The organism is Trinickia camelliae, assembly GCF_053525655.1.
The window spans coordinates 135,509-160,002 of the sequence record NZ_JBCHAA010000002.1 but is presented as its reverse complement, the minus strand read 5'-3'; the positions used below and the strand labels follow the sequence as shown (position 1 = coordinate 160,002).

Sequence of the window (24,494 nt, the reverse complement as noted above, 5' to 3'; positions counted from 1 at the left end):
TGATGATTGCGCTGTTTACCGACTTTGGCGCCGACGACATCTACGTCGGCCAGATGAAGGTTGCGTTGCTGCAGCACGCGGCGCCTGGCGCCACGCTCATCGATATGCTGCACAGCGTGCCGAATTACGACGCGCGTGCCGCGGCCCATTTGCTCGCTGCGCTTCGCGGCTGGTATCCGGCCGATACGGTTTTTCTGTGCGTGGTCGATCCCGGCGTGGGCAGCGAGCGCGATGCCGTCGTGCTGCAGGCCGATGAACAGTGGTTCGTGGGACCGGATAACGGATTGCTATCCGTGGTGGCGGCGCGTGCCGCGAACACCAAGACTTGGCGCATTACGTGGCGGCCTGAGCGACTCTCCGCTTCGTTTCATGGGCGGGATCTGTTCGCGCCGGTGGCGGGGTGGGTGAGCCGTGGCGAGTTGGACGCGGACAAGCTCAGCGAGTCTCCAGGACTGCAAGTGCAGCTTGGGGCCGACGATTTAGCCGAAGTGGTCTATGTCGATCACTATGGCAACGTGCTGACCGGAATGCGGGCGGGTAGTGTGGCTAAGAGCGCCAAGCTTGGCATTGCGGGGAAAGAAGTTGCCTATGCTCGCGTGTTTTCAGACGTGCCGGTGGGGCAAGCGTTCTGGTATGAGAACTCGATCGGGTTGCTGGAGGTCGCGGTGAATGGCGGCAACGCCGCTATAGAGCTTGGAGCGCGTGTCGGAGACGTGGTGAGCGTGACAGCGGGGTAGCGAGCCGCGTTACTAAGCGCCGCTAGCGCGGCAAATCACACCCACAACCGATACAGCCAGAACGATTCGTCTTCCACAAAGCGCTGAGCAAACTCACTCGGCGAAAAGCCCGTGATCCGTTTGACCGCGCGGCTCAGGTGAGCCTGATCGGCGAAGCCTTCTTCTTGCGCGAGCGTTGCCCAGTCGAACGGCAAACCCGCCTCGTGGCGCTTGCGCGCGGTGAAGAACACGCCCTCGGTTTTGACGAGCGCTTGCCATTCGCGCAGCGATCGCCCGCTGTGCGCCTTGATGCGGCGCTCCACCTGTCGCGTGCTATGCGTGCGCCGCCATTCATGGGCTTGCCACGCCAGGCGTTCGACCCAATGCCGGCCGATCTGGCTCAGCGAGGGCGTTGTCTCGCTGCGGCCCTGGTGCGTTTGCCAGTGCGGCGCGAGATGCTGTTCGAGTGCGGCGAGCGTCGCCGCATCGTCGGGCGCGTTGGCGAGCGCATCCAGGAATGGCCGCCAGTCGGCGCCGAGCAACTCGTGAGCCGGGACGATGCGATCATGCGCGTCGGCCACGTTGATGCCGAACAGCGTTTGCGCGACATCCGCCGTGAAGCAAACCATCCCGCCACGCCCGGTGGTCGGCGCCCAACTCACGGTCGGCAGCGACTGGCTGCCCGCGAATGCGACCGGCGAGCCGAACGGCCGCCACAGCGGGCCGCTCTCCGCGCGCTCGACGAGCCCGGCGTCGAGGCCCTGAAACCAGGACAGCGAGACGATTTCGGTGGCCGGAAAGTGCGTCAGGCGTTGCGCGCAGTTCAAGTCGAGGCCACGCGTATCGCGGCAGACGATCGCCACCACCGCGCCTTGCAGAACCGGCGGCGCGAGATAAAGCCGCGCGTGCGCGCTCCTTCCTTCGCCGGAAGCGAGGGGCGCGCGTGCCAGCGGATCGGGGCACGGCGGCAGGCCGGATGTCGGAGCGGAGGACATGACCGCGCAGTATAGGGAGGGGCCGTGCGCGTGTCGATGTCGTTTGCGTTCAAGACAGGGCGCTGCGGTCTGGCGAACAATGAGCCGCATGAACCCGACCTCATCTTCCCAATGCCCCTTCCACGCCGAGGCGAAGACCCCGGCGCCGACACTGCATCCGCTTGGCGTATGGCCTCCTGGCCCGTCCGCCGGGCTAACCGGCTGGGGCTTGCTGGTCCGCATGTCGCGCGACTTGCTTGGCACGCTCGCCGCGTGGCAGCGGGAGTTCGGCGACGTGGTCCACCTGCGCCTCTGGCCGGAACATGACGTCGTCGTCGCCGATCCGCAGCTTGCACGCGAACTGCTGGTGACGAATCACGACGCACTGGTGCGCTGGGAGCGCGGCATACGCGTCTTTTCTCACGTGCATGGAAGCAGTGTGCTCATCGCCGAGGGTGAGGCGTGGCGCAACAAGCGGCACGCCTTGAATCCGAGTTTCATGCCGAAGGCGGTGCAGGCTTTTGTCCCGTCCATCGCAGCCGCGACCGGCAACGCGCTCGCGCAGTGGCCGATGAGCCGCGAGCCATGGCCGATCGAAAGCGCGCTCACGTCGCTGACCATGGACGTGATCATGCAGATGATCTTCTCCAGCGAGATCGGTGACGATGCTCGCGTGGCCGAAGAGGCGGTGCGTGTGGCCAGCGCGGCGGCAAACGCCGAGTTTTATTGGCCTGCGAGTTCGCCGGAGTGGGTGCCTTGGAAGCGGGGCAAGCGCCGAGCGATTGCGGCTTTGAAAGATTTGATCGAGCGGCATTTGCAGGCGCGCTTGAGGTTGCCTGATGACGCGTGGCCCGATGATTTGTTGTCGCGTCTTTTGCAATTGCATCGCGACGATGCGACGACGTGGCCCCTTCAGGCGGTGCGCGACGAGTGCATGACGGCGTTTCTGGCGGGACACGAGACAGCGGCGGCGACGCTGGTTTGGTGGGCGTGGTGCATGGCGTCGAATCCGGCGGCGCAGACGGCCGCGAGGGAGGAGGTTCGTCAGGTGCTGCAAGGCCGCGTGCCGACGACGGATACGGTGCCGTCGCTGCGATATCTGAATCAGACGCTCAAGGAGACGTTGCGGCTTTATCCGACGGCGCCGGTGCTCATTAGCCGTCGATGCTCGAAGCCGATCACGTTGGGCTCATGGCAACTGCCCGAGCGCACGATGTTCATGGTGCCGGTGCAGTTGATGCATCACGATCCGCGGTGGTTTGCCGAGCCGCTGGCGTTTCGGCCTGAGCGGTTCGCTCCTGATGCGCCGGAGATTCCACGCGGGGCTTATTTGCCGTTCGGTGCTGGTCCGCGCGTCTGCTTGGGGCAGCATTTGGCCATGGTTGAAATGACGGTAATCGCGGCGATGGTGTTGCAGCGATTCGACTTGTCGGTGCCGGAGGGGATGGCGGCGCCGCGGCCGGTGATGAATGTCACGCTGCGGCCTGAAACGCCTTTGCGATTGCGAGTTTTGCCGGCCCATTAAGAAAACGAGCCGGTTCCCGGCATTCCGCCAAGGACCGGCTCGTGGCACGCTGCTCGTCGATGAGCAGCGTCAGGCTTCAATTCCCTTCAGCAGCCGCAGCCTTGCGCGAACGGCCCGCCCGCGATGCCGATTTGCGCGGCGCTTTCGCGGGCTTGGGCGCGGTCGCCGAGTCGGCGGAGGGTTCCGCTGCGGGGGGCTCCGCGTTCTTCGTTTGCGCGACAGCCGGGGCACTTTTCTTCGCGGCGGTTTTGCGTGCGCGGCGAGGAGCCGGTGCTTTCACCGGCTCCGTATGCGCTTCTGTTTCGATCGACGTTACGTGTTCGAGCACGTTCTCTACGACCACGGCGGCGGGATCTTCCACCGCTGCCGTTTCGGTCGCTACCGGCGCTTGCTGAGAATGAGAAGCCTGCTTCCGGGTGTTTCGGTTCGAGCGACGGTCTTTCTTGCCCGCGGACTCGTGTGCCGGTGCCGTGTCCTTAACAACCGGAAATGATTCGGATTGCTTGGCGACTTCCGCTGTAACGGCCTGAGCAGTCCGGTAGACAAACGCGCCGGACTTATCGTCGCGTCCCACCTCCAGCAAGCCACGCGATTGCGCTTCATCGAGCAGATTGCCGAAGGCGCGAAAGCCGTAATAGGACTCGCTGAAATCAGGCTTGCGGCGCTTGATTGCGCTTTTCAGCACCGACGCCCAGATCTTGCCGCTCTCGCCGCGCTCCGAGGCAAGCGCCTCGAAGGTTTCGACGGCGATCGCGATGGCTTGCGCCTTGCGCGCTTCCAGCTTCTGTTTCGCTTGCTTGTCCCCATCGGCTGGACGCTTTGCCGACGCGCTCGCCTCACGTGCTTCACGTGCCTCGCGTGTCGCGATGGCGCGTTGCTGTTCGCGGACGAGGTCGTCGTAGAAGATGAATTCGTCGCAGTTGGCGACGAGCAGATCGGAAGTCGAATTCTTCACGCCCACGCCGATGACCTTCTTGGCGTTTTCGCGCAGCTTCGAAACGAGGGGCGAGAAGTCCGAGTCCCCGCTGATGATGACGAAGGTATCGACGTGCGATTTCGTGTAGCAGAGGTCGAGCGCATCGACGACGAGCCGGATATCGGCCGAGTTCTTGCCCGACTGGCGCACGTGCGGAATCTCGATCAGCTCGAAGCTGGCCTCGTGCATCGATGCTTTAAACCCTTTGTAGCGGTCCCAGTCGCAATAGGCTTTCTTGACGACGATGCTGCCTTTCAGCAGGAGCCGTTCGAGTACCGGCTTGATGTCGAACTGCTCGAACTTCGCATCGCGAACGCCGAGTGCGACGTTTTCGAAGTCGCAGAATAGCGCCATGCTGACGCTGTCTTGAGGGGATGCCATGAAGTGCTCCGGCCGTGGGCGGCTATGGGGGCTGGGGGTTTGGAATAGTGCACATGATAGCGGGTTGCGGGGGAGGGGCTGGAACGGCTGGGGTTGATTGCGTCAGACGGAGGATCAGAAGCGCTCGCCCACCATCTCTTCGCTTTTCGCCCAGAGTGCCTTGGCGTTTTCCGGGTCGACAGCGTAGGCCCGGACGCCAGGACTCATCCGGCCCATCTCTCCGTGAATAGCCGGCGATACCTGGCAGTCCTCGCAGTACCGGCCCCCGATCTCTTCGGCGCGCGCAATGAACGCAGCCCAAACTGAAGTCGCCGCCCCTTGGGGGACCGTTTTGAATTGCAAGGACGGCCGCCCTTCAGCGGCCGACTGAGTATTGATCTGTTCTACGAGCTTATCGAGTTCGTCAGGCTTCATGTGGCGGCTGAGTTCGGTTCTGATTGCACCTGGGTGCACCGCCGTCGCTCGTACTTCGCGTGCGCGGTGCCGGCGATCGAATTCCACCGCAAACAGGATGTTGGCTGTCTTGGAGCGGCCATACGCGATTCCCGGATCGTATGGCGTGTGCTCGAAATTGGGATCATCGAGATCCACGTCCGAGTTGCGATGACCGGCAGATGACAGCATCACGAGTCGCCCGCCTGGCGCGATCAACGACGCAACGCGATTCACAAAGACAAAATGGCCGAGATGATTGGTGCCGAACTGCGTCTCGAAGCCGTCGGCGGTGTGTCCAAACGGCGTTCGCATCACGCCGGCATTGGCGATGACCACATCGAAAGGCCGCCCATCGGTGATCATTGCATCGGCGCAAGTGCGCACGCTCGTGAGGGAGGCGAGGTCCAATGCCACCAGCTCGAACCGGCCGCCGTTCAATGCTTGCGCCTGAATTTCAGCGGTGGCTCGCTCCGCCTTGGCGAGATCGCGCACGGCGCCGACAACCTGGGCGCCGTGCGCGACAAGGGTGCGGGCCGTCTCGACTCCGAGTCCGGCGGATACGCCAGTGACGAGCACGCGCTTTCCGCGGAGATCCATGCCCGAGAGCACGTCATCTGTGGTTGATGTTGCTCCGAATGGTTGTGCCATAGCTATCTCCTGAATGAGTGAGTGCGTCGTTCCGGTTGAAGATCGGTTTCGCGCTATTTGAATATTTCGGATGACTTTGTGTAGTTCGCTACGTCAGGATTTCGGACGCAAGCAGTCTGGTCAATTGCGAGCATAGCGTGGCTCGATCAGACCTTGAATGCCTGAAAGTCTTGAATGCATGCGCATTTGTCTTGGCGACGTCGCAGCTTGGATTGACGGTAACGCGTGACGATCCACTCATACAGGAAATAATCGATCGCTGCCGAGCGTGGCGACCACAGTTGGCCTTGGGCGTTAGTCCGAGCGGGCTCTTGTCCGGGCAGTGGCACGCCGCACCGCTGGCTTCGCGGCTAGTTCATCCATTGTGGTGAAGAATTCGAAGCCCTTGTCGTTCTCACGCGTCACCAGAAATCCAAGCTTGCGATGGAAGGCGATAGACAATCGGTTGGTCTTATAGACATGGCTTCGTAGCTCACCGATCCCTCGTTCGGCCGCCAGAGTCGCGATCTTCGCGAAGAGTTCATTGACTACGGAGTACGTCCGATGCGAGGGATGCGTACCAAATGCGCCGACGAACCAGCACGCTCCTGCTTCCGGTTGGAGCATTGCATAAGCCACGAGTTTGCCGTCTCGTCGCACGTCGCAGACCTCATTGATCTCTAAGGACTTGCACAGTTTTTCCCGGTGCTCGTCCACGTCGAAGGTGTCGCCAGCTCTCTCAGTGTGCTCACGTAGCGTGAGTACATCGAGCGCGAGAAGTTCGTCAACAGAAGGTGGCATAGGGGAGATCAGGGTGATGGAGAGGCACGCCTCAACTGCAGTGATGTAACAGTCGCGCTTACTACCTGAAACTCAAGGCGCTGATAAAGATTTATCGCCCTGTTGATGATTGTTGTCGATCCCCAGAAGGCTATCAACCGTCCGGTTCTGGCCACACTGGGCCCGACGACCTCTGGCTCAGGACGACTCAATTCGCTCGAGCGCTTCAGCGATAGTCGATAGGTTTTGACATCACCGCATCGCGTTCGACCTTCAGCAGATCGATGAAGCGTGCCGTGAGGCTATCAGGCGGCTTTCCACCCGGCCGGATCAGCATCGTCTCGATGGGCAAACGCGGCTGAAAGCGCCGCAGCGTGATCGGCAAACCGGTCAATTCGCGGGCTGGCAGCGGGTCGACAATGGCGAGTCCCAGCCCTTCAGCCACCAGGCCGCACCGCGCTGCCGTGTACTGCGCCATCAGGACAAAGCGTGGCTCAATGCCCGCGCAGGCAAATGACTCCTCGATAGCCTGCTGAAATACACCGGGGGCGCCTGCGATCAAAGGGACGCCTACAAGATCGGACACGTCGATGGTCCGTTTGCGAGCCAACTTGTGCCCCTGCGGCAGCGCACAGACCGCGTCGACCGTGAGGAAGGATTCGCACTCGACTCCCGCATAGCCAGAGCGCGGCCGCACGAGACCAATATCGCACTGCCCAGTCGTTGCCCATGACCAGATCGTGTCGGGGTCCGGCACGTGAAGCGAGACACGCACGCCAGGACTTGCCAAACCTAGCTGTCGGATGGCGCGTGGCGCGAACCGGGAGGCTAGCGATGGCTGGCACGCCACCCGTAACAACCCGGTTCCGATTTCCCGTATCTGGCGCCCCGCCTGCCGAAGCTGATCGAGCCCGGCATAGGTCCGCTCGACTTCACGCGAGAAAGCTTCCCCCTCCTTGGTCGGCAATGCACTTCCATGCCCTCGTACAAACAGTGCAAAGCCGAGGTCCGCTTCGAGCTGCGCGATCGCACGACTGACATGAGGCTGGCCGATGCCAAGCGCTTCCGCTGCTCTCGTCATCCCGCCGTGACGCATCACGGCACGAAACAGGTCGATATGGGCCGGGTTCATCATGCCTCGTTTGCATGGAAACGATGAATTACGGCATTTGACAGCATGGACCGGCGTACCGTCAAATCGCAGTGACGAATCCGGGAAAGGTAATCGCCGATGCCCAACGTGCTCTTCTTTTCGACCCTCACCATTCTGGCTGGGGCCAGCGTGGCTGTTCAGCAGGTACTGAACGCAAGCCTGCGCGTCGCCCTGAACTCGGCCGCCTGGTCGGGCTTCGTGAGCTACTTCGTCGGGGTCGCCTGTATGGCGCTGCTCGCGCTTGCTCTGCGCGATCCCATCCCTTCCGCGGCCGTGGCGGGGCGCATCCACTGGTGGGCATTTAGCGGCGGACTGTTCGGCGCAATCTTCATCGCCCTGGCCATTTTCCTTATCCCCAAGCTCGGAACGGCGACCTTTATCGTCTTGCTTGTGACCGGTCAGATGCTCGCATCGATGACGATCGACCATTTCGGATGGCTGGGCCTCCCCGAACATCCGATCGATCTTCCTCGTCTCATCGGGACCGCGCTCCTGATTGGGGGTTGTGTCCTCATCCGGCGGTAAAAGAGCAGAATGAATCGACGCGAACATCACGAAGGAGGTTTCATGAAAGTCACACAAACTCTTACACGCTACAAAGCCTGGGCGGACGAGCTATTTCTGTCAGTCGTGGCTTCCGTTCCCGCTGCGGAGCTGACCGCACCGCGGCCAATCAGCTTTCGCAGTCTGATTGGGACGCTCAACCATTCGTATGCAATGGATTACGTCTGGCAGTGTCACCTGCTTGGCAGACCTCACAATTTAACGACACGCAATCCCGAGAACTGGCCGACATTCGAGGAATTGGTTGCTAACCAACGGAGCATTGACGAGTGGTATGTGAGCTACGCCGATACAGCCACGGAAGACGAGCTGGCAGAAGTCGTGCAATTTGAGTTCATTGGCGGTGGTGCAGGAAGCATGACTCGTCGCGACATGGTTTTGCACGTCGTCAACCACACCACCTACCATCGTGGCCATGCAGCGGCCATTCTTTACACGCTCGACATTTATCCGCCAGCCACGGATCTGCCGGTGTTTCTGCGGGAACACTCTGCGAGTCCCTGACAGACAAGGAGACCAGGCTCCGTCTTGACAAGTCGTCGGGTGTATTCTGACCGGGTGACGGGGGGCGGAAAATGGCTACCCATGATTACGGCGAGATGTGCAATGGCCTCCAAACCTTATGGCAGGATGGCGAGCGCGTCTTCAGCCGGGCACGACGGCCGGTCGACGCTGGCGGCGAGACGCGACTCATCGCGCGGCCCGCCGTCGAGCAGCCTTCATCTGCCAGCCTCGAGCGGCTCGCTCACGAATTCGAATTGAAGGACGAACTCGATGGCGCGTGGGCGGTGCGGCCGCTGGAACTGCTGCGTGAGGGCGGCGGGACGCTGCTGGTGCTGGAGGATCCGGGCGGTGAGCCGCTCGACCGGCTGCTCGGCACCCCCCTTCAGTTGGAACGCTTCCTGCGGCTCGCCATCGGCATCGTCGCTGCCGTGGGCAAGGCCCATCAGCGCGGCCTCATCCATAAGGACATCAAGCCCGCGCATATCCTGGTGAACGGCGCAACGGGCGAAGTCAGGCTCACCGGCTTCGGCATCGCGTCCCGTCTGCCGCGCGAACGCCAGAGGCCGGAACATCCCGAGTTGATCGCAGGCACCCTCGCGTATATGGCTCCGGAGCAGACCGGGCGGATGAATCGGTCGATCGATTCGCGCAGCGATCTTTACGCGCTCGGGGTGACGCTGTACGAGATGTTGACTGGGACCCTGCCTTTCACGGCGCTGGATCCCCTGGAATGGGTGCATTGCCACATCGCGCGGCAACCCGCTGAGCCGGGTGAGCGCGCCAAAGGCATCCCGGCCCCGCTCTCGGCAATCGTCATGAAACTTCTGTCGAAACCCGCCGAGGATCGCTATCAAACCGCGAGCGGCCTGGAGTGGGACCTCAGAAGATGCCTGGCCGAGTGGGAAGCCGCTCATCAGATCGATCCTTTCCCGCTCGGAACGCACGATACGACGCGACAGCTTTTGATCCCCGAGAAGCTCTACGGGCGCGACACGGAAATCACGACGCTACTGGAGGCCTTCGAGCGCGTCGCAACGCAAGGCACACCGGAACTGGTGCTCGTGTCCGGCTATTCGGGGGTTGGAAAATCCTCCGTCGTCAACGAGCTGCACAAGGTGATCGTGCTGCCTCGGGGTATCTTCATCTCGGGAAAGTTCGACCTGCGCCAGAGGGACATCCCTTACGCCACATTGGCCCAGGCATTTGCGGAATTGATCCGACAAATTCTGAACGGTCAAGATGCCGACGTTGCGCGTTGGCGAGACGCGATCGAGGAAGCCGTCGGCCAGCAAGGGCGATTGCTGACCGATCTAATTCCCGAACTCGCAAGCTTGATCGGACCGCAACCCCCAGTTCCCGTACTCTCGCCATTGGAAACCCAATTGCGGTTTCAATCGGTCTTTCAAAAGTTTGTCGGCGTGTTTGCGCGCGCCGAGCATCCGCTCGTCGTTTTCGTCGACGACCTGCAGTGGCTCGATCCGGCTACCTTGACGGTGGTTGAATACCTGATCACGCATCTGGACACGCGCCATCTGCTATTGATCGGCGCGTATCGCGACAACGAAGTCGGGCCAGGGCATCCTCTGATGGGGACGCTCGCTTCGATTCGCAAAGCCGGAACGACGGTGCACGAAATCGTGCTCGGCCCACTCTCGCCGAACGACCTCGGCGAATTGCTTTGCGACGCGTTCAGATGCGTGCGCGAGCAAGCCTTGCCGCTGGCCACGCTGGTTCACCAGAAAACCGGCGGCAATCCCTTTTTTGCGGGCCAGTTTTTGACGAATCTCGTTGAGGAAGGCCTTCTCGAGTTCGAGTCGAATTCGTCCTCGTGGCGATGGGATCTGGAGTGCATCGACGCCAAAGGCTTCACTGAAAACGTCGTGGATCTGATGATCCGCAGGCTGCAGAGGCTTTCGCCTACCGCACAGGACACCTTGAAGCTGCTTGCCTGCCTGGGCAGCCAGGCCGAATTCAGCATCCTCGCGAGCGTCTCGGGCGACTCCGAGGCAAAGGTGCATGCGGATTTCGCTGAAGCCGTCCGGGCCGGCGCAATCATCTCCATGGACCGCAGCTTCAAGTTCCTGCATGACCGGGTGCAAGAAGCCGCGTATGCACTGATCCCTGCCGTTTCCCGCGCGGAACATCACTTGCGCATTGGCCGTCTGCTCTTGTCGCGGCTCGGTGATGCGGACATTGCAGCCAGGATCTTTGATCTCGTGAATCAATTGAATCTTGGTTGCGAACTCATGGTCGAGCGGCACGAACGATATCGCGCGGCCGCCCTCAACCTCGACGCTGCTAAAAAGGCGAAAGCCTCCACCGCTTACCGTTCTGCCTGCAACTATCTCGCGGTAGCTGCGTCGCTGCTTTCCGAGCAAGGATGGAATGACTGTTACGAGTTGACCTTCAATGTCTGGTGCGAGCGGGCCGACTGCGAGTTTCTGCTCTCCCATTTCAGCGAAGCCACCCGATGGATCGATGAGATATTGCTTCGAGCGCGATCGAAGATCCACCGCGCCGAAGCCTACCGGCTCAGGATGGTCCTGCAGTTGGTGACTGGCGACAATGCCTCCGCCGTCAGAACCGCCCGCGAATGTCTGAGCATGTTCGACATCGAATTGCCGGAGCATCCTACGGATGACGAAGTATTAGCCGAATACGATGCCGTCTGGACGCATCTCGGCGCGCGCCCGATCGAAAGCCTCGTTGGCCTGCCGATGATGGCGGACCCGGAGATGCGGGAGGTCATGTACATCTTCCACATGCTGGGGCAGACAGCCTATTTCACCGATATCAATCTCGCCCAGACGATTGCTTGCCGAATGGTCGTCGTGACGCTGCAATATGGCACTACCGATTCGGCTGTCCTCGCCTACGCGTTCCTTTCCATTCTTGTAGGCCCGTTCTTCCACCGGCACCGGGACGGCGAGGCATTCGCCCGGTTGGCGGTCGCAGTGGCGGAGAAGCACCGCTTCGCGGCTCAACAGGTGGCCGCGCAGTTCTTTCTGCAAATGGCGGTTCTCTGGACGCAACCGATCGAGGTCGCATTGGGGTGCATCGATACGGCCATGCGATATGCGCAAGAGACTGGCGAGGTCATCTATACTTGCTTCAGCCTTGAACATCGGTTGACGGACCTACTGGCACGCGGCGATCGCCTCGACGAGGCATGGCTCGAATCGATCAAGGCAATCGAGTTCGTCAAGCGGATCAACTTCCGTCACGTGCACGATATTCTCTCCAGCATTCAGCAATTCATCCAAAGGCTACAAGGGCGCAGCGGCGACCAGGCGGTCATCGAGGACGCGACGATCGAGGCGCAGATGACGGAAGGCGGCATTGCCGTGGTCAACTGCTTTCATTGGATTTTGCAGATCCAGCGCCACTATCTGTTGGGTGAACCCGAGAAAGCGCTCGCGTGCGCCGCTAAAGCCAGGCCGCTTCTTTGGTCCGGACGCTGCCATATCCAGTTCGCGAACTATTGCTTCTATGATTCGCTCGCGCTCGCCGCGGTTCACAGCACCGCATCGACCGACCGACAAGCCGAGATCCAGGCCGAAATCGACGCGAACATTCAAGCGTTCGAAAGGTGGGCGCAAAGCTGCCCGGTCACGTTTGCGCACAAGCATCTGCTGCTGCGCGCGGAACTAGCCCGTCTGAACGGACACGAAATGCAGGCCATGCGGCTTTACGAGCAGACCGCCCGCTTGGCAAGCGAGCGCGGCTTCGTCCAGGATCGGGCATTGGCCAACGAGCTGGCCGGGCAATGCTGCCTCGCCTCTGGCCTCGAGCGCGCCGCGCTGACCTATTTGCGCGAGGCGCGGGACGGCTATTTTCAATGGGGCGCACACGGCAAAGTCGATCAACTGGACCGGCGCTACCCCTTTGGCAAACCCGAAGCGGCTCCAGTCTCACGCGCGACTATCGAGGAAAGCCCCGAGCACCTGGATGTCGCGACGATCGTGAAGACGGCTCAGGCAATATCAGGCGAAATGGTGCTTGAAAACCTGATCAAGTCTTTGATGGTGACCGCGGTCGAGCACGCGGGCGCCGAACGCGGACTGTTGATCCTTCCACAGGGCGCCCAACTGCGCATCGAGGCCGAAGCCACCATTCAAGGCGGCGAAGTCATCGTGCAATTGCCGCAGCAGTCGCCGAGCTCGGCGGCACTGCCGGACTCGCTCTTGCGCTATGTCGCAAGCGCGCATGAACCCGTCATCGTCGATGATGCCTCAGCCGAAAGCCGCTTTTCCGCCGATCCCTATATCCGCCAGAAACGCGCACGTTCTGTCCTTTGCTTGCCGTTACTCAAGCAGGCCAAGCTGATCGGCGTGCTCTACCTGGAGAACAATCTCGCGCCCTGCGTCTTTGCTCCGAAGCGCATCGCCCTGTTGAAGCTGCTCGCCTCACAGGCGGCGATCGCATTGGAAAACGCTGGCCTGTACCGCGATCTCGCAGAACGTGAAGCGAAGATCCGGCGCCTCGTCGACGCCAACATCGTCGGGGTCTTGATTGGGGATCTCGATGGCCGGATCCTCGAAGCCAATGACGCGTTTCTTCGCATCGTCGGATACGACCGTGACGATCTCCTGGCGGGGCATCTGCGCTGGTCGGACATTACGCCACCCGAGTGGCTCGAGCGCAGCGGAGGAGAGTGGGAAAAGCTGAAGAAGACGGGGATATTGCAGCCCTACGAGAAAGAGTATTTCAGGAAGGACGGCAGCCGAGTGCCGGTGCTGGTCGGCGTTGCGATGCTGGAGGAGCGCGAGACTCACGGTATCGCGTTTGTGCTCGACCTGAGCGAGCGCAAGCGGGCGGAAGCGGATGCACGCCAAATGCAGCTTCAGCTTGCGCATGCAAATCGCGTCACGGCGCTCGGGCAGCTCGCGGCCTCGATCAGCCACGAAATGAAGCAGCCGATCGCGGGGATCACACTCAATGCGTCGACGGGTCTGCGCTGGCTCGGTCGCGAACCCGCCGAAGTGGCGGAGGCCCGTCAAGCGTTTGATCGGATTGTCCGCGACGCCAAGCGCGCGGGCGAGGTGATAAAGCGCGTTCATGGCCTCGTAAAAAAGGCCCCGACGAGCAATGAGATTCTGCAGATCAACGAAGCGATTCGCGAGGTCAATGCGCTCACGTCCAGTGAAGCAAGCAGGAACGGTGTCTCTGTGCGGATGCAGCTTACGGAGGACTTGCCGCTCGTCAAAGCCGACCGGGTGCAACTCCAACAGGTGATGCTGAACCTCATTATCAATGCCATTGATGCGATGAGCGCGGTTGACGACGGACCGCGAGAATTGACGATCAGCACCGCCCTGAATGAGCCGGGTGCCGTCGTTGTGGCGGTGCGCGATTCCGGACCGGGCATCGCCGCCGAGAACATCGAGCGCCTTTTTGAGCCGTTTTATACGACAAAGGCGACCGGCTTGGGGATCGGACTGTCGATCTGCCGCTCGATCATCGAAGCACACGGCGGCCGATTGTGGGCGAGCGCAAACGTGCCCCGTGGCGCCATCTTTCATTTCACGGTGCCTGTCCATACAGCGGTTTCATCGTAAGACGGCCTAGCCTGACTGTGGGGCGCCCACCGAAGGCCCAAAACCGACACCAAGGTATATTGACTCTCCTTTCGCAAAAGCCGATCGTTGTATCGTAAGAAGCGCTGCAGAAAGGGACAGCGATGGACAACGAACTCAGCCATACAGTGGATGCGCTTCCCGGGCTGGTATGGACTGCCTTGCCTGACGGCCGCATCGAGTTCGTCAATCGACGCTGGTGCGAATACACGGGGCTTTCCGTTGAGCAAGCGGCGGGCGAAGGCTGGCAGACGGCGTTTCATCCCGACGACCGGCGCGCGCTGCTCGAAGCCTGGCAGACTGTCGTCGCCTCCGGTGAGAGAGGCGAGGCGGAAGCGCGAATGCGTCGCTTCGATGGCACGTATCGCTGGTTCGTATGCCGGGCCAGTCCGATTACCGATGTTGCCGGTGAAATCGTAAAGTGGTGCGGGATCAACTCGGACATCGAGGACCGCAAGCAAACCGAGGCTGCCCTGCGCGCGCAAGAGCAGCGCTTCGAGCTGATCGTCGATAGCCTCCCTACGCGGGTCATCCTTTTTGGGCCCGACGGTGACGTTCTGCACGCCAACCGCCATACGCTCGAATACTCCGGCGTGACCCTCGAAGAGTTGAAGAAATGGAAGACCAATGGCCTGACCCATCCGGATGACCGGGAAGCGGTGATTGCCCGCTTCCGTGCGTCGCTCAGCACCGGTGAACCTTATGAAGGGGAGTCGCGCCATCGCCGTGCCGACGGCATCTATCGATGGTTCCGCGTACAGGGCTTTCCGCTGCGCGATAACGAGGGCCGAATCGCTCTCTGGTATTTCCTTCAGACGGATATCGATGACCGCAAGCGTGCCGAGGCGCTGCTTGCGGCTGAGAACCGCCTGCTCGAAATGGTCGCCATGGGTCTGCCTTTGCCAACCGTTATTGATGACCTATGCCGGCTGGTCGAAGAGATCGCGAGCGACTGCCTTTGCAGAGTCTCGTTCCGGAACGCCCACGACACGGCGTGCCGGCACCTCGGGTCTCCCGGCCTCCCAAAGAGCTTCCTCCCCCCTCCCGGTGTGCGTGCTTCCTCCCGGGACTCCGGCCCCCTCGGCATGGCGGTGTCCCTCAAGGCTCAGGTGATCGTGCGAGATGTCGCGTCAGACGCACGCTGGACCAAGGCGTGGCGGGAGCGCAGCCTTGCACACGGACTACGGTCCTGCTGGGCGACGCCGATCTTGTCGCGTACCAACGAGCTGCTGGGCACCTTCACCATATTCCGCGCTGATCCCGGCGAACCCACTGCTTTCCAGCGCGATCTGATCGGACAGTTCGCACACATCGCGAGCATCGCCATCGAACGGGCGCATAGCATTGCGGCGCGTCAGGAAGCGGACGAGAGGTTGCGCCAAAGCGCGGCGCTGATGGCGAAAGTGGAGCAGCTCAGCTCGAGCGGAAGCTTTTGCTGGCGCCCGGAGACCGGCTCAATCACGTGGTCCGAGCAGCTCTATCGCATCTTCAGGATCGAACCCGGGGTGCCGATTACGATGGATATGATCGCGGACCGATGCCACCCTGGCGACCGCCATCTACTGAATGAAATGATCGAGCTGGCGCAACAAGGCAACGATCTGGAGTTCGAACACCGCCTGCTGCTGTCCGATGGCTCGGTCAGGTGCATTCACATTCAGGCTCACGCCACGCGTGACCCGCAAGGCCTGCTGGACTATATCGGCGCCGCGCAGGACATCACGGAGCGCCGTGAGTCTGAAGATGCGCTCCTCGCGCTGCGCGCTGAATTAGCCCACCTGAGCCGGATTAACAGTCAGGGCGTGTTGACCGCCTCGATCGCACACGAAATCAACCAGCCGCTGGCAGGCATCGTGACCAACGCCAGCACCGGTCTTCGCATGTTGAGTGCGGAGCCGCCCAATATCGAAGGCGCGCTCGAGACGGTACGACGCACGATTCGTGACGGGCACCGCGCGTCGGAGGTGATGACGCGTCTGCGCGCGTTGTTCAGCAAGAGAGCCGTGACGACGGATGCTGTCGATCTGGTTGAGGCCACGCATGAGGTTGTCGAGTTGCTGCGAGACGAGATTCGCAATAAACGAATCGTGCTGCATCTGAAGTCTGGCGATGACCTGCCGACTGTCACAGGGGACCGGGTCCAGCTCCAGCAGGTCGTGATGAACCTGCTTCTCAACGCTGTGGATGCGATGAATGGCGTCGATGACCGTCCACGGCAGATGCTGGTCAGCATCGAGCGCGACGATGGCGACGGCGTGCGGCTCGCGGTGACCGATTCCGGCGTGGGATTCGACCCGCAGCATGCGAGCCTGCTCTTCGATCCGTTTTCGACGACGAAGCGGGAAGGCATGGGCATCGGCCTGTCCGTGAGCCGCCGCATCATCGAGAGCCACGGGGGCCACCTGTGGGCCTCCTCGAACGCTGACCATGGCGCCACATTTACCTTTTCCATCCCTCGTAGTGCGGACAGCCTATCGGCTGCCGATCAGTCCGCGCCCACGGCACAGCCCGTGCACGCGGACGCCGAGCAGGCCGAGAGGAGCCGGTGATGGCCGAGCGCTCGCTGATCGCGGTAGTCGACGATGACGAGTCGGTGCGCGAATCGCTGCCCGACCTGCTGCGCGAGTTCGGCTTTGCGGCACGGGCGTTTTCGTCGGCGGAAGCGTTCCTGGCCTCCGGCTGTGTCGACGAAGCGCAATGCCTGATCCTCGACATCGCCATGCCCGGCATGTCCGGCCGAGAGCTGCAACACGAGCTCAAGCGGCGCCGGCACACCGTTCCGATCGTCTTTATCACGGCGCATGGGGACGAGGCGCTCCGGCCACGCGTGCTCGAACAAGGTGCCGTCGAATGTCTGTTCAAGCCATTCAGCGACACCGCCTTGCTCGGGGCGATCCAGGCCGCGCTCCAGGTCGAATGATGCATCCAGGCGCCTATGTATGGAGTTCGCAATGACACCCGCTCATGCAGTTGAACGCGAATCAGCATTGTCTTCGGCGCAAGCCACGCCGGTCGTCTTCGTCGTCGACGATGATGTCTCGGTGCGTGAGTCGCTCGAAGCCATGATTCGCTTTGCCGGTCTCAGGGCGGAGACGTACGCTTGCGCCCGGGACTTCCTGGGGCGAGCGCGCGCGATGGTCCCGAACTGCCTGGTGCTGGACGTCAGTCTTCCCGATCTCAGCGGCCTCGACTTGCAGAATCTCATCGCATCCGAGCGTACCGACATGCCGATCATCTTCATCACCGGCTACGGCGACGTGCCGATGACGGTGCGAGCCATGAAAGCGGGAGCCGCTGAATTTCTCACCAAGCCCTTCGACGACCAGGTCCTGCTCGATGCCATCCGGCACGCCATCGAGCGCAGCCGTGTGGCTTTGAACGAAGAAGCCGGGATGCAGTCGATCCGTGATCGCTACGCCTCGCTCAGCCGACGCGAGCGGGAGGTCATGGCGTTGGTGGTTTCCGGCCTGCTGAACAAGCAGGTGGGAGCCGAATTGGGCATCAGCGAGATCACGGTGAAGGTGCACCGCAGGCACGTCATGCAAAAGATGGACGTCCGCTCGCTCCCCGAACTGGTCAACATCGCAGGAAGACTTCATCCTGGCCGCTCCTCGGCGTGAAAGCGGCGCTCACGATGCAGAACCACGCAGCGCGTGTACTCAAGCGGTAAGGCGGGTTTTCATCCGTTCACCGATGAAAGTGCTCACGAGGCACAGCAGCGCATGGACGCCCGCACGCGGATGTGTGAGACACGCATGAACCTGTTCGCTGCGGCTTTCGCCAAGCAGGCACCACGCGCAGAAGTGCTCGCAGTTGTTCGTCAGCAGGCGATAGCTGTTTTCACCGAGGCGCGAGCGGGCGCGACGCATGGTTTCTTCGCCCGAGTACTTCGGGAACGGATGCGGACGCACGGCGACGGCGTGACCGTCGGCGAACTGTTCGATCGGGACTTCTTCGACGGGGCCGCGACGCTTCGACTTGGCGAAACCCGCGTAGTGAATGACCTTGCCGCTACCGACATAAATGCCGTGATGTTCGTAGCCGCGGCGTTCCGTGATCAGATGAGCGCCGAGGGTGGGTTCCGTATTGGAGTCGCCTAACGCGACGTCTGCCGCGGCATAGGCGGCTGCGCGGCTTGCGCCTTGTTCACTGCCTGATGGTTGGAGGTTGCGGTTCATGGCTTTGCTCTAATTCCAGGTTTCACCCAAACCACCAACCCACCCGTAACACACAGTCGAGTCCGTCACGGCCCCAGCAGGTCGACAGCATCGCGGCCAACAGGAGGGCAGCGAAATTGACCGCGAGTATCGCGTAACCGGCTGGCTTCAAAGGCGCGCTGTTGTTCATCACGCAGTCCTCCATGCAGACATGGCCGGCCGCGCTTGCGCGGGTGGAAACACATTCCACGACCCGTCATCGTGGCGGAAGAAGAAGATCGACAGCAGACCGCCGGAACCCATCGCCTGAACGCAAACGCAGCGGCGACGCCCCCGCGAACGGCAGAAGCGCACCACGCGCGCGGGCTTGGCAGGCGTGGGCGCGAGCCATTTGTCGACGGCCCAGTGCAGTGTCTTCCCGGTCGGGCTCATGGTGACCTCCTTCGCGTCGTCGTCTGATTCCAAGGTTCGTGCCGCTTTTGCTGCGTTATCCGCTGAGCATTTGCTTCACACTACGAACCAATCTATGGAGTACCAAGGAATCCCGCAATTACACTTTGGATGCAGGAATCGGCGATATGCCTTCCCGTCGATACGAAGGTGTCGTTACACCATCGTGCAATTGAGTCGCGCACCGCTGGCCGCCTAAAGTGACTGTCCATGAGCAACGTCTCCCGACGCTGTCGTAGCTCAAACGTAAATGGGATGGTCATCATGCTGACTGACGTACTCCACCTCTCTCGCGCCCAGTTCGCGATGACCACGATCTTCCACATTGCGTGGCCGATCCTGACCATCAGTCTCTCGGCGTTCCTGCTGCTGTTAGAAACCCTGTGGGTCCGCACCGGCGACGTGATGTACTACCGCCATGCCCGCTTCTGGGGCAAGCTGCTCGTGCTCAACTTCACGGTGGGCGTGGTGACCGGCATTCCGCTGGAGTTTCAGTTCGGCACCAACTGGTCCGGCTTCGCGCGGTTCAGCGGCCAGTTCGTCGGCAACATCCTGGGTTTCGAGGGCGCCATGGCGTTCATGCTCGAAGCCGGCTTCGTCGGCGTGATGACGCTCGGCTGGGGACGTGTCCCACGTGGTGTCCATCTCTTCGCCACGGCGATGGTCGCGCTCGGATCCAGCATTTCCGCGTTCTGGATCATGGTCGCCAATTCGTGGATGCAGACGCCCGCCGGCTTCGCCGTCGTCGACGGAAAGATCGTGGTGACGGACTACGTGGCCGCCATCTTCAACCCCGACATGGTGTGGGGCGTCTCGCACATGTGGATGGCCGCGATCGAAACGGGCATGTTCGTGATCACGGGCATCTCCGCTTACCACCTGTTCCGCCGGCGCCATCCCGAGTTCTTCGCGCGTTCGTTCAAGATCGCACTGGTCGTGCTCGTCTTCGTTGCGCCGGTTCAGGTCTGGCTTGGGGACTCGAGCGGCGCCAGCGTGTTCGCGACACAACCGGCGAAGGGTGCCGCCATCGAAGGACACTGGCAGACCAACAAGCCTGGCGAGGGCGCAGCATGGTCTCTCGTTGCCTGGCCCGATCAGCAAAAGCAGCGCAACGACTGGTCGATCGAAGTGCCGGGATTCCTTAGCATCCTTGGCACACATTCGCTGCACGGACGGGTCTTGGGTCTCACCGACTTCCCGCGCGCCGACCAGCCGCCTATGGTGCCGCTTCTCTACTACGCATTCCGCCTGATGGCGGGCGTCGGCTTTGCGTTCATGCTGCTCGCGTTCTGGACTGCGTATGCACTACGTAAAGCGCGCGGCAGTCTCGAGTGCCTTCTCGCACAACGCAAACTTCTGCTCGCATGGGTGCTGTGCATTCCGCTGCCTTACCTGGCCGTCGAGGCCGGGTGGATCGTACGCGAGGTGGGACGTCAGCCGTGGGTGGTCTATGGACTGCTGCGAACGAGTCAAGCTGTGTCTACGGTGCCCGCGACCTCGGTAACGGCCAGCATGGCGATGTTCTTCGCGTTTGACGTCGTGTTGCTCGTCACCTTCTTCCTTCTCGCGCGGCGTTGGCTGAAGACCGGGCCCGATCTCACGGCCATGCCGCCCACTACACAGGTAGCGCCGCCGCGGACGGCGGTGAGCGAGTAGTGAAGCTTTATTTCTCCAACTGAAGGGAGCGCGTTCAATGGATAGCACCACTCATTCCCTGCTTGCCGTCACCTGGTTCGGCCTGATCGGCCTGATGCTGGTCTTCTACGTTGTGACGGACGGATTCGATCTTGGCGTGGGCATGCTCACCTTGCTGAGAAGAAAGCGCGAAGACCACGACGTGATGATTCAGACGATCGGTCACGTGTGGGATGCGAACGAGACATGGCTCGTCGTGGTCGGCGGTGGCCTCTTCGGCGCCTTCCCCGCGGCCTACGCGATCCTGATGCAGGAACTCTATCTGCCCGTCATGGCGATGATAGGCGGGCTGATCATGCGGGGTGCGGCGATCGAGTTTCGCCATAGCGCCCAGCATGGACGGCTATGGGACACCGTGTTCGGCTTGGGTAGTCTCGTCGCGGCAATATCGCAGGGCGTCGTACTTGGCAAGGTGATCACGGGCTTCGCGCCCGGCGGGTCCAGCACGGTATTTATCGCCGTGACTGCCATTGGCGTGGTGACCGGCTATGTACTTCTAGGCGCGACCTGGCTCGTGAAGAAGACGGTCGGGGCGCTCGAACGCTGGGCCCGCAGGCTGGTCTTGCTGAGCGCGCAACTCACCGTGGCCGCCGCGATCGTGCTCACCGCGGCAACCTGGATTGACGGCGTGGCTGTCCATGTCCGCTGGTCCCAGCCGGGCGTGTTTGCCCAGCTTGCGGTACTCGGGGCGCTTGCCGTACTGGCGTACGTCTGGCTCATCGCGTCGCACTATTGGAGAAGCGAACGCGAGCCCTTCCTGGCAGCGGTTACGCTCTTCATCGTGTCGTTCGCGGGTCTTGTGATCAGCCTCTATCCCGACTTCATTCCGGGCAGGCTCACGGTTTTGCAAGCCGCCTCGGACACTCTGACTCTCGCGTTCATGTTGATCGGGATCGGCGTCGTGTTCCCGGTGATGATCGGCTACAACCTGTACCAATACGCGATTTTCCGCGGCAAGGTGATCGACACGACCCGCGCGTGAGGGTACGCGAAATCATCAAAACAGCTCGATTCCAGGAGCAGCCAATGAAGACGAGAGAGTACGCCGTGGTAGACCCAGAAAGAGTCCGGGTCGAAATTCTCGAGCAGTCTGAAAACACACTCACCATCCGCTGGGTGGAACCCGGACGATGCCATTATGGCGAGCAGCTCTGGCGTCGTCGTCATGCGACAGCGTCGGGCGTATGCGTTGTGTCGCGACGTGCAATCTGCCGCGGCGATGCCGTCTTTTGCCCCGCCGAACGTCCTGCCCCAGTGAACGCATCAGCGATGATCTCTGTGGAAGCGTTTGGCTATTCAAGAAAGTAAAACGCCGCCCGAAAGAGCGGCGAATGTGAAGGGCGGCGGTACTAGGAGACCGCCGCCGAAATCCCAAAGAGATGTGCATACTCGCCTTGAACGATGTTCGTCGTTGGCGAGAAATTCCGTCAAGCGAGCCGAATGTCCGGTTGAGCCAGCCCGTTGATCTGCTCCGCCGTCCAGAGCAGCGTTGCTCTGCGAAAGCCGTGCAGCGCCTGCTGATGACGCCGGTACAACAGCGCGTGACTGAGTTGGGCGAGCCTGCCCCGAATGAGACCTCCAGGAAAGAAGCCAAAGCGCCCAAGCGTGCCGAAGGCGTCGTAGTCGCTCAATGACACCAGCGATCCAAAATCCCGGAATGCAAAACGCGGAAGAGGCTTGTTGTGGCGGACCCATTCAGGCAGATGGCGCGCCAGGTACTCCGCCTGTTGAGTGGCTACCTGCGCAGTAGGAGGAAGCGCTCGCTTCGCACCTTCTGGCGTCAGGGAAGCGCAATCGCCGAGAGCAAAGATGTTCGCATCGTCCAGAGCCTGGAGCGTGCCCGACACCACGATCTGGTTCGCCCGGTTGGTTTGCAGGCCAGCGAGCCAGTTCATGAAATCAGGTGCCTTGACACCCGCGGCCCACACCATCAAATCCGCTTCGACGAGCTTCCCGTCTCCGTACCGGAAGCCTCCCGGTTCCACCGATGAGACTGCCGTCGAAGTCGCTACGCGAAAGCCAATTTTCTCGAGTCGTTGCTGGCTGGCTGACGAGATCTCCGGCGGGAAGGCCGGCAGCACTCGCGGTCCGGCTTCAAGAAGAGTGAGACTCAGCCTTTCTCTGATCTTGGGGTCGCCATAGCTGGCAGCGAGTTCGAAAAGACGACTCAGCTCGGCAGACAACTCGACCCCGGTCGCACCGGCGCCCACAATCGCAACCCGGAGCGCTTCGTCCTTGACGACAGAGCGAAGAGCACGTTCGCGCAACGCGATGTTGAACGTTTCTGCTTGCTGCTGGCCGTCAATGAGATGGCAATGCTCCATGACGCCAGGCACGCCAAAATCGTTCGCGCGGCTGCCTATGGACAGCAACAGCACATCGTAAGGAACCGTTCGCGGCTCGAGCACCAAACTGCCTTCTTGCGCGCTGATCGCCCCAAGTTGGATCTCGCGCCGTTGCCGGTCCAATCCGCACATCTCTCCCGGTTGATACGTGAAGCCGTGTTGACGCGCATGTGAAAGAAAAAATACGCGCTGCTGATTCACATCGCGCGTACCCGCCGCAATCGTGTGCAGCATGGGTTTCCAGATATGCGTCGGGCTTCGGTCGATCAAGGTGACGGTTGCCTCACCCGATTGGCCCAAGCTGTCGCCGAGCCTGGTTGCAAGCAGAATCCCGGCGATTCCTCCACCTACGATGACGATACGAGTTGGTTGTTTCATGACTAGCACTCAATGAATGATGAACGACTTCCAATAAACGGAGCCGACAGGCAAAGCGCGGCTTTGCGATGTCAGCTGCGCCAATGAGACCCATCGGCACTTTTGAAAATTAGGGAATGTCGATAACAGTCGCAATTACACCTTGGGTGCAGGAATAGTCGACAGTCTTTCCAACCTATACGAAGGTATCCCTGCACCTATACGAAGGTGTTGCTACACCATCGTGCAATTGAGTCGCGAACCGTGACCGCATAAATTGCAGTCCATGAGCAACGTGTCCCAACACCGACGTAGCTCAAACGTAGCCATCAAGTAAGGATGCCAAATGACCACGATTAACAGCAGTGCAAGCAACGGATCTCATGGCGCGAGCCGCTCCGGACGATTGTTTCTCCTCGAATTGAGCGGCGGCCGCATTCATTCGATGAACCCCGACGGCTCTGAGCGCAAGACGATCGTCACGGAATGCCACCTCCCGGACGGAATCGTGGTGGATACGGATGCCGGTCACATCTATTGGACGAACATGGGTTCGGTGGGCGCTCACAATGGCTCGATCGAGCGTGCCGACCTCGACGGCAAGAACCGCATGCTCATCGTCCCGCAAGGGATCACGCATACGCCGAAGCAGATCCACCTCGACAAAGATGGGGGCAAGCTTTATTGGTGCGACCGCGAGGGTATGCGCGTGATGCGCGCCAACCTCGACGGCTCTCACGTCGAAACACTGATCGAGGCCGGGCGCGGCGACGAGCACCGGCGCGATCAGACCCGGTGGTGCGTCGGGATCACCCTCGATCCGAAGCTCAAGAAAATCTACTGGACGCAAAAGGGTCCGGACAAGGGCGGCAAGGGCCGCATCTTCCGTGCGAATCTGGAGATTCCCGATGGCGAGAGTCCGGCGACGCGTTCCGACATCGAAGTGCTGTTCGATCACCTGCCGGAACCGATCGACCTCGAGCTTGATCTGGCGAACCGCGTCCTCTATTGGACGGACCGCGGCGATCCCCCGCGCGGCAACACTGTCAATCGCGCCCCGATCGACGAGCCGGCGGCGCCGGAGATAGAGATCACGCACCTGCTGGAGGGAATCGGCATTGCGCTCGACGTTGCCGGTAACCGGATGTTCTTCACGGACCTGGGTGGCTCCGTCTATTCGGCGGATCTCGACGGAAAGAACGAGCGCAACTTCCTCTACGCCCAAGGCAATCTCGCGGGCATCGCCTACGCCGAAGTCTGATCAACGCATTGGAGAACT

At 61.3% G+C, this 24,494-nt stretch carries 20 protein-coding genes; 12 read left to right on the top strand and 8 right to left on the bottom strand.

Annotation, left to right across the window (positions count from 1 at the left end; genetic code table 11):
- The first annotated feature begins 2 nt into the window (after positions 1-2).
- The gene (locus AAHK20_RS04205) at positions 3-737 is read left to right on the top strand and encodes an SAM hydrolase/SAM-dependent halogenase family protein (protein WP_449180582.1); all 735 of its coding nucleotides are present in this window, start codon (positions 3-5) and stop codon (positions 735-737) included.
- Between the two features lie 35 nt (positions 738-772).
- Here the strand turns inward: AAHK20_RS04205 and AAHK20_RS04200 are convergent, their stop codons facing one another.
- Positions 773-1,711 carry an AraC family transcriptional regulator gene (locus AAHK20_RS04200; protein ID WP_449180184.1) on the bottom strand — a complete coding sequence of 313 codons (939 nt, stop codon included), beginning with the start codon at positions 1,709-1,711 and terminating at the stop codon, positions 773-775.
- Positions 1,712-1,799: 88 nt separating this feature from the next.
- On the opposite strand from AAHK20_RS04200, the gene AAHK20_RS04195 reads away from it, so the two are divergent.
- Complete coding sequence (locus AAHK20_RS04195; RefSeq protein WP_449180183.1) at positions 1,800-3,215, top strand: cytochrome P450; 1,416 nt, start codon at positions 1,800-1,802, stop codon at positions 3,213-3,215.
- Positions 3,216-3,291: 76 nt separating this feature from the next.
- Here the strand turns inward: AAHK20_RS04195 and AAHK20_RS04190 are convergent, their stop codons facing one another.
- The 4 genes from AAHK20_RS04190 to AAHK20_RS04175 form a co-directional block, all read right to left on the bottom strand.
- On the bottom strand, positions 3,292-4,572 hold the full coding sequence (locus tag AAHK20_RS04190; protein ID WP_449180182.1) for an NYN domain-containing protein: 1,281 nt from the start codon (positions 4,570-4,572) through the stop codon (positions 3,292-3,294).
- A gap of 114 nt (positions 4,573-4,686) precedes the next feature.
- Positions 4,687-5,655 carry an SDR family NAD(P)-dependent oxidoreductase gene (locus AAHK20_RS04185; RefSeq protein WP_449180181.1) on the bottom strand — a complete coding sequence of 323 codons (969 nt, stop codon included), beginning with the start codon at positions 5,653-5,655 and terminating at the stop codon, positions 4,687-4,689.
- Positions 5,656-5,949: 294 nt separating this feature from the next.
- The gene (locus AAHK20_RS04180; protein ID WP_449180180.1) at positions 5,950-6,435 is read right to left on the bottom strand and encodes a GNAT family N-acetyltransferase; all 486 of its coding nucleotides are present in this window, start codon (positions 6,433-6,435) and stop codon (positions 5,950-5,952) included.
- Positions 6,436-6,640: 205 nt separating this feature from the next.
- Positions 6,641-7,549 carry a LysR family transcriptional regulator gene (locus AAHK20_RS04175; protein WP_449180179.1) on the bottom strand — a complete coding sequence of 303 codons (909 nt, stop codon included), beginning with the start codon at positions 7,547-7,549 and terminating at the stop codon, positions 6,641-6,643.
- A 96-nt stretch (positions 7,550-7,645) separates the two neighbouring features.
- On the opposite strand from AAHK20_RS04175, the gene AAHK20_RS04170 reads away from it, so the two are divergent.
- The 6 genes from AAHK20_RS04170 (at position 7,646) to AAHK20_RS04145 (ending at position 17,831) form a co-directional block, all read left to right on the top strand.
- Complete coding sequence (locus tag AAHK20_RS04170) at positions 7,646-8,092, top strand: DMT family transporter (protein ID WP_449180178.1); 447 nt, start codon at positions 7,646-7,648, stop codon at positions 8,090-8,092.
- 42 nt (positions 8,093-8,134) lie between these two features.
- The gene (locus AAHK20_RS04165) at positions 8,135-8,635 is read left to right on the top strand and encodes a DinB family protein (protein ID WP_449180177.1); all 501 of its coding nucleotides are present in this window, start codon (positions 8,135-8,137) and stop codon (positions 8,633-8,635) included.
- 71 nt (positions 8,636-8,706) lie between these two features.
- Positions 8,707-14,193, top strand: coding sequence for a trifunctional serine/threonine-protein kinase/ATP-binding protein/sensor histidine kinase (locus tag AAHK20_RS04160; protein WP_449180176.1), 5,487 nt, complete (start codon positions 8,707-8,709; stop codon positions 14,191-14,193).
- 122 nt (positions 14,194-14,315) lie between these two features.
- Entirely contained in the window at positions 14,316-16,760 is a 2,445-nt protein-coding gene (locus tag AAHK20_RS04155) for a PAS domain-containing protein (RefSeq protein WP_449180175.1), read from the top strand.
- Positions 16,760-17,131: a response regulator gene (locus AAHK20_RS04150; protein ID WP_449180174.1), complete on the top strand. Its 372-nt coding sequence runs from the start codon at positions 16,760-16,762 to the stop codon at positions 17,129-17,131. Before AAHK20_RS04155 ends, AAHK20_RS04150 begins: the two co-directional genes overlap by 1 nt.
- Before the next feature lie 31 nt (positions 17,132-17,162).
- Positions 17,163-17,831 (top strand): response regulator transcription factor, encoded by a 669-nt coding sequence (locus AAHK20_RS04145; RefSeq protein ID WP_449180173.1) that lies wholly within the window; start codon positions 17,163-17,165, stop codon positions 17,829-17,831.
- 39 nt (positions 17,832-17,870) lie between these two features.
- On the opposite strand, the gene AAHK20_RS04140 is transcribed toward AAHK20_RS04145, so the two are convergent.
- Positions 17,871-18,389, bottom strand: a complete 519-nt coding sequence (locus AAHK20_RS04140; protein ID WP_449180172.1) for a lecithin retinol acyltransferase family protein — start codon at positions 18,387-18,389, stop codon at positions 17,871-17,873.
- 168 nt (positions 18,390-18,557) lie between these two features.
- A complete protein-coding gene (locus AAHK20_RS04135; RefSeq protein WP_449180171.1) occupies positions 18,558-18,800 on the bottom strand; it encodes a hypothetical protein in 243 nt (80 codons plus the stop codon).
- A gap of 282 nt (positions 18,801-19,082) precedes the next feature.
- On the opposite strand from AAHK20_RS04135, the gene AAHK20_RS04130 reads away from it, so the two are divergent.
- Genes AAHK20_RS04130 through AAHK20_RS04120 form a run of 3 tightly spaced genes read left to right on the top strand, consistent with a single transcriptional unit; the run spans position 19,083 to position 21,821 of the window.
- Positions 19,083-20,474: a cytochrome ubiquinol oxidase subunit I gene (locus AAHK20_RS04130; RefSeq protein WP_449180170.1), complete on the top strand. Its 1,392-nt coding sequence runs from the start codon at positions 19,083-19,085 to the stop codon at positions 20,472-20,474.
- A 37-nt stretch (positions 20,475-20,511) separates the two neighbouring features.
- The gene (locus tag AAHK20_RS04125) at positions 20,512-21,495 is read left to right on the top strand and encodes a cytochrome d ubiquinol oxidase subunit II (protein WP_449180169.1); all 984 of its coding nucleotides are present in this window, start codon (positions 20,512-20,514) and stop codon (positions 21,493-21,495) included.
- A 44-nt stretch (positions 21,496-21,539) separates the two neighbouring features.
- Positions 21,540-21,821, top strand: a complete 282-nt coding sequence (locus AAHK20_RS04120; protein WP_449180168.1) for a DUF3331 domain-containing protein — start codon at positions 21,540-21,542, stop codon at positions 21,819-21,821.
- Positions 21,822-21,940: 119 nt separating this feature from the next.
- Here AAHK20_RS04120 and AAHK20_RS04115 read toward each other — a convergent pair whose 3' ends face one another.
- The gene (locus tag AAHK20_RS04115; protein WP_449180167.1) at positions 21,941-23,236 is read right to left on the bottom strand and encodes an NAD(P)/FAD-dependent oxidoreductase; all 1,296 of its coding nucleotides are present in this window, start codon (positions 23,234-23,236) and stop codon (positions 21,941-21,943) included.
- A 325-nt stretch (positions 23,237-23,561) separates the two neighbouring features.
- On the opposite strand from AAHK20_RS04115, the gene AAHK20_RS04110 reads away from it, so the two are divergent.
- Entirely contained in the window at positions 23,562-24,476 is a 915-nt protein-coding gene (locus AAHK20_RS04110) for an SMP-30/gluconolactonase/LRE family protein (protein ID WP_449180166.1), read from the top strand.
- The last annotated feature ends 18 nt before the right edge of the window (positions 24,477-24,494 follow it).

What these genes read in the sequence shown, in the direction of transcription:
- AAHK20_RS04205 (WP_449180582.1), top strand. Translation starts at nt 3, where the DNA reads ATGATTGCGCTGTTTACCGACTTTGGCGCCGACGACATCTACGTCGGC.
- AAHK20_RS04160 (WP_449180176.1), top strand. Translation starts at nt 8,707, where the DNA reads ATGGCTACCCATGATTACGGCGAGATGTGCAATGGCCTCCAAACCTTA.
- AAHK20_RS04190 (WP_449180182.1), bottom strand. Translation starts at nt 4,572, where the DNA reads ATGGCATCCCCTCAAGACAGCGTCAGCATGGCGCTATTCTGCGACTTC.
- AAHK20_RS04175 (WP_449180179.1), bottom strand. Translation starts at nt 7,549, where the DNA reads ATGATGAACCCGGCCCATATCGACCTGTTTCGTGCCGTGATGCGTCAC.
- AAHK20_RS04150 (WP_449180174.1), top strand. Translation starts at nt 16,760, where the DNA reads ATGGCCGAGCGCTCGCTGATCGCGGTAGTCGACGATGACGAGTCGGTG.
- AAHK20_RS04110 (WP_449180166.1), top strand. Translation starts at nt 23,562, where the DNA reads ATGACCACGATTAACAGCAGTGCAAGCAACGGATCTCATGGCGCGAGC.
- AAHK20_RS04130 (WP_449180170.1), top strand. Translation starts at nt 19,083, where the DNA reads ATGCTGACTGACGTACTCCACCTCTCTCGCGCCCAGTTCGCGATGACC.
- AAHK20_RS04140 (WP_449180172.1), bottom strand. Translation starts at nt 18,389, where the DNA reads ATGAACCGCAACCTCCAACCATCAGGCAGTGAACAAGGCGCAAGCCGC.
- AAHK20_RS04200 (WP_449180184.1), bottom strand. Translation starts at nt 1,711, where the DNA reads ATGTCCTCCGCTCCGACATCCGGCCTGCCGCCGTGCCCCGATCCGCTG.
- AAHK20_RS04125 (WP_449180169.1), top strand. Translation starts at nt 20,512, where the DNA reads ATGGATAGCACCACTCATTCCCTGCTTGCCGTCACCTGGTTCGGCCTG.
- AAHK20_RS04195 (WP_449180183.1), top strand. Translation starts at nt 1,800, where the DNA reads ATGAACCCGACCTCATCTTCCCAATGCCCCTTCCACGCCGAGGCGAAG.
- AAHK20_RS04135 (WP_449180171.1), bottom strand. Translation starts at nt 18,800, where the DNA reads ATGAGCCCGACCGGGAAGACACTGCACTGGGCCGTCGACAAATGGCTC.
- AAHK20_RS04145 (WP_449180173.1), top strand. Translation starts at nt 17,163, where the DNA reads ATGACACCCGCTCATGCAGTTGAACGCGAATCAGCATTGTCTTCGGCG.
- AAHK20_RS04170 (WP_449180178.1), top strand. Translation starts at nt 7,646, where the DNA reads ATGCCCAACGTGCTCTTCTTTTCGACCCTCACCATTCTGGCTGGGGCC.
- AAHK20_RS04180 (WP_449180180.1), bottom strand. Translation starts at nt 6,435, where the DNA reads ATGCCACCTTCTGTTGACGAACTTCTCGCGCTCGATGTACTCACGCTA.
- AAHK20_RS04115 (WP_449180167.1), bottom strand. Translation starts at nt 23,236, where the DNA reads ATGAAACAACCAACTCGTATCGTCATCGTAGGTGGAGGAATCGCCGGG.
- AAHK20_RS04165 (WP_449180177.1), top strand. Translation starts at nt 8,135, where the DNA reads ATGAAAGTCACACAAACTCTTACACGCTACAAAGCCTGGGCGGACGAG.
- AAHK20_RS04155 (WP_449180175.1), top strand. Translation starts at nt 14,316, where the DNA reads ATGGACAACGAACTCAGCCATACAGTGGATGCGCTTCCCGGGCTGGTA.
- AAHK20_RS04120 (WP_449180168.1), top strand. Translation starts at nt 21,540, where the DNA reads ATGAAGACGAGAGAGTACGCCGTGGTAGACCCAGAAAGAGTCCGGGTC.
- AAHK20_RS04185 (WP_449180181.1), bottom strand. Translation starts at nt 5,655, where the DNA reads ATGGCACAACCATTCGGAGCAACATCAACCACAGATGACGTGCTCTCG.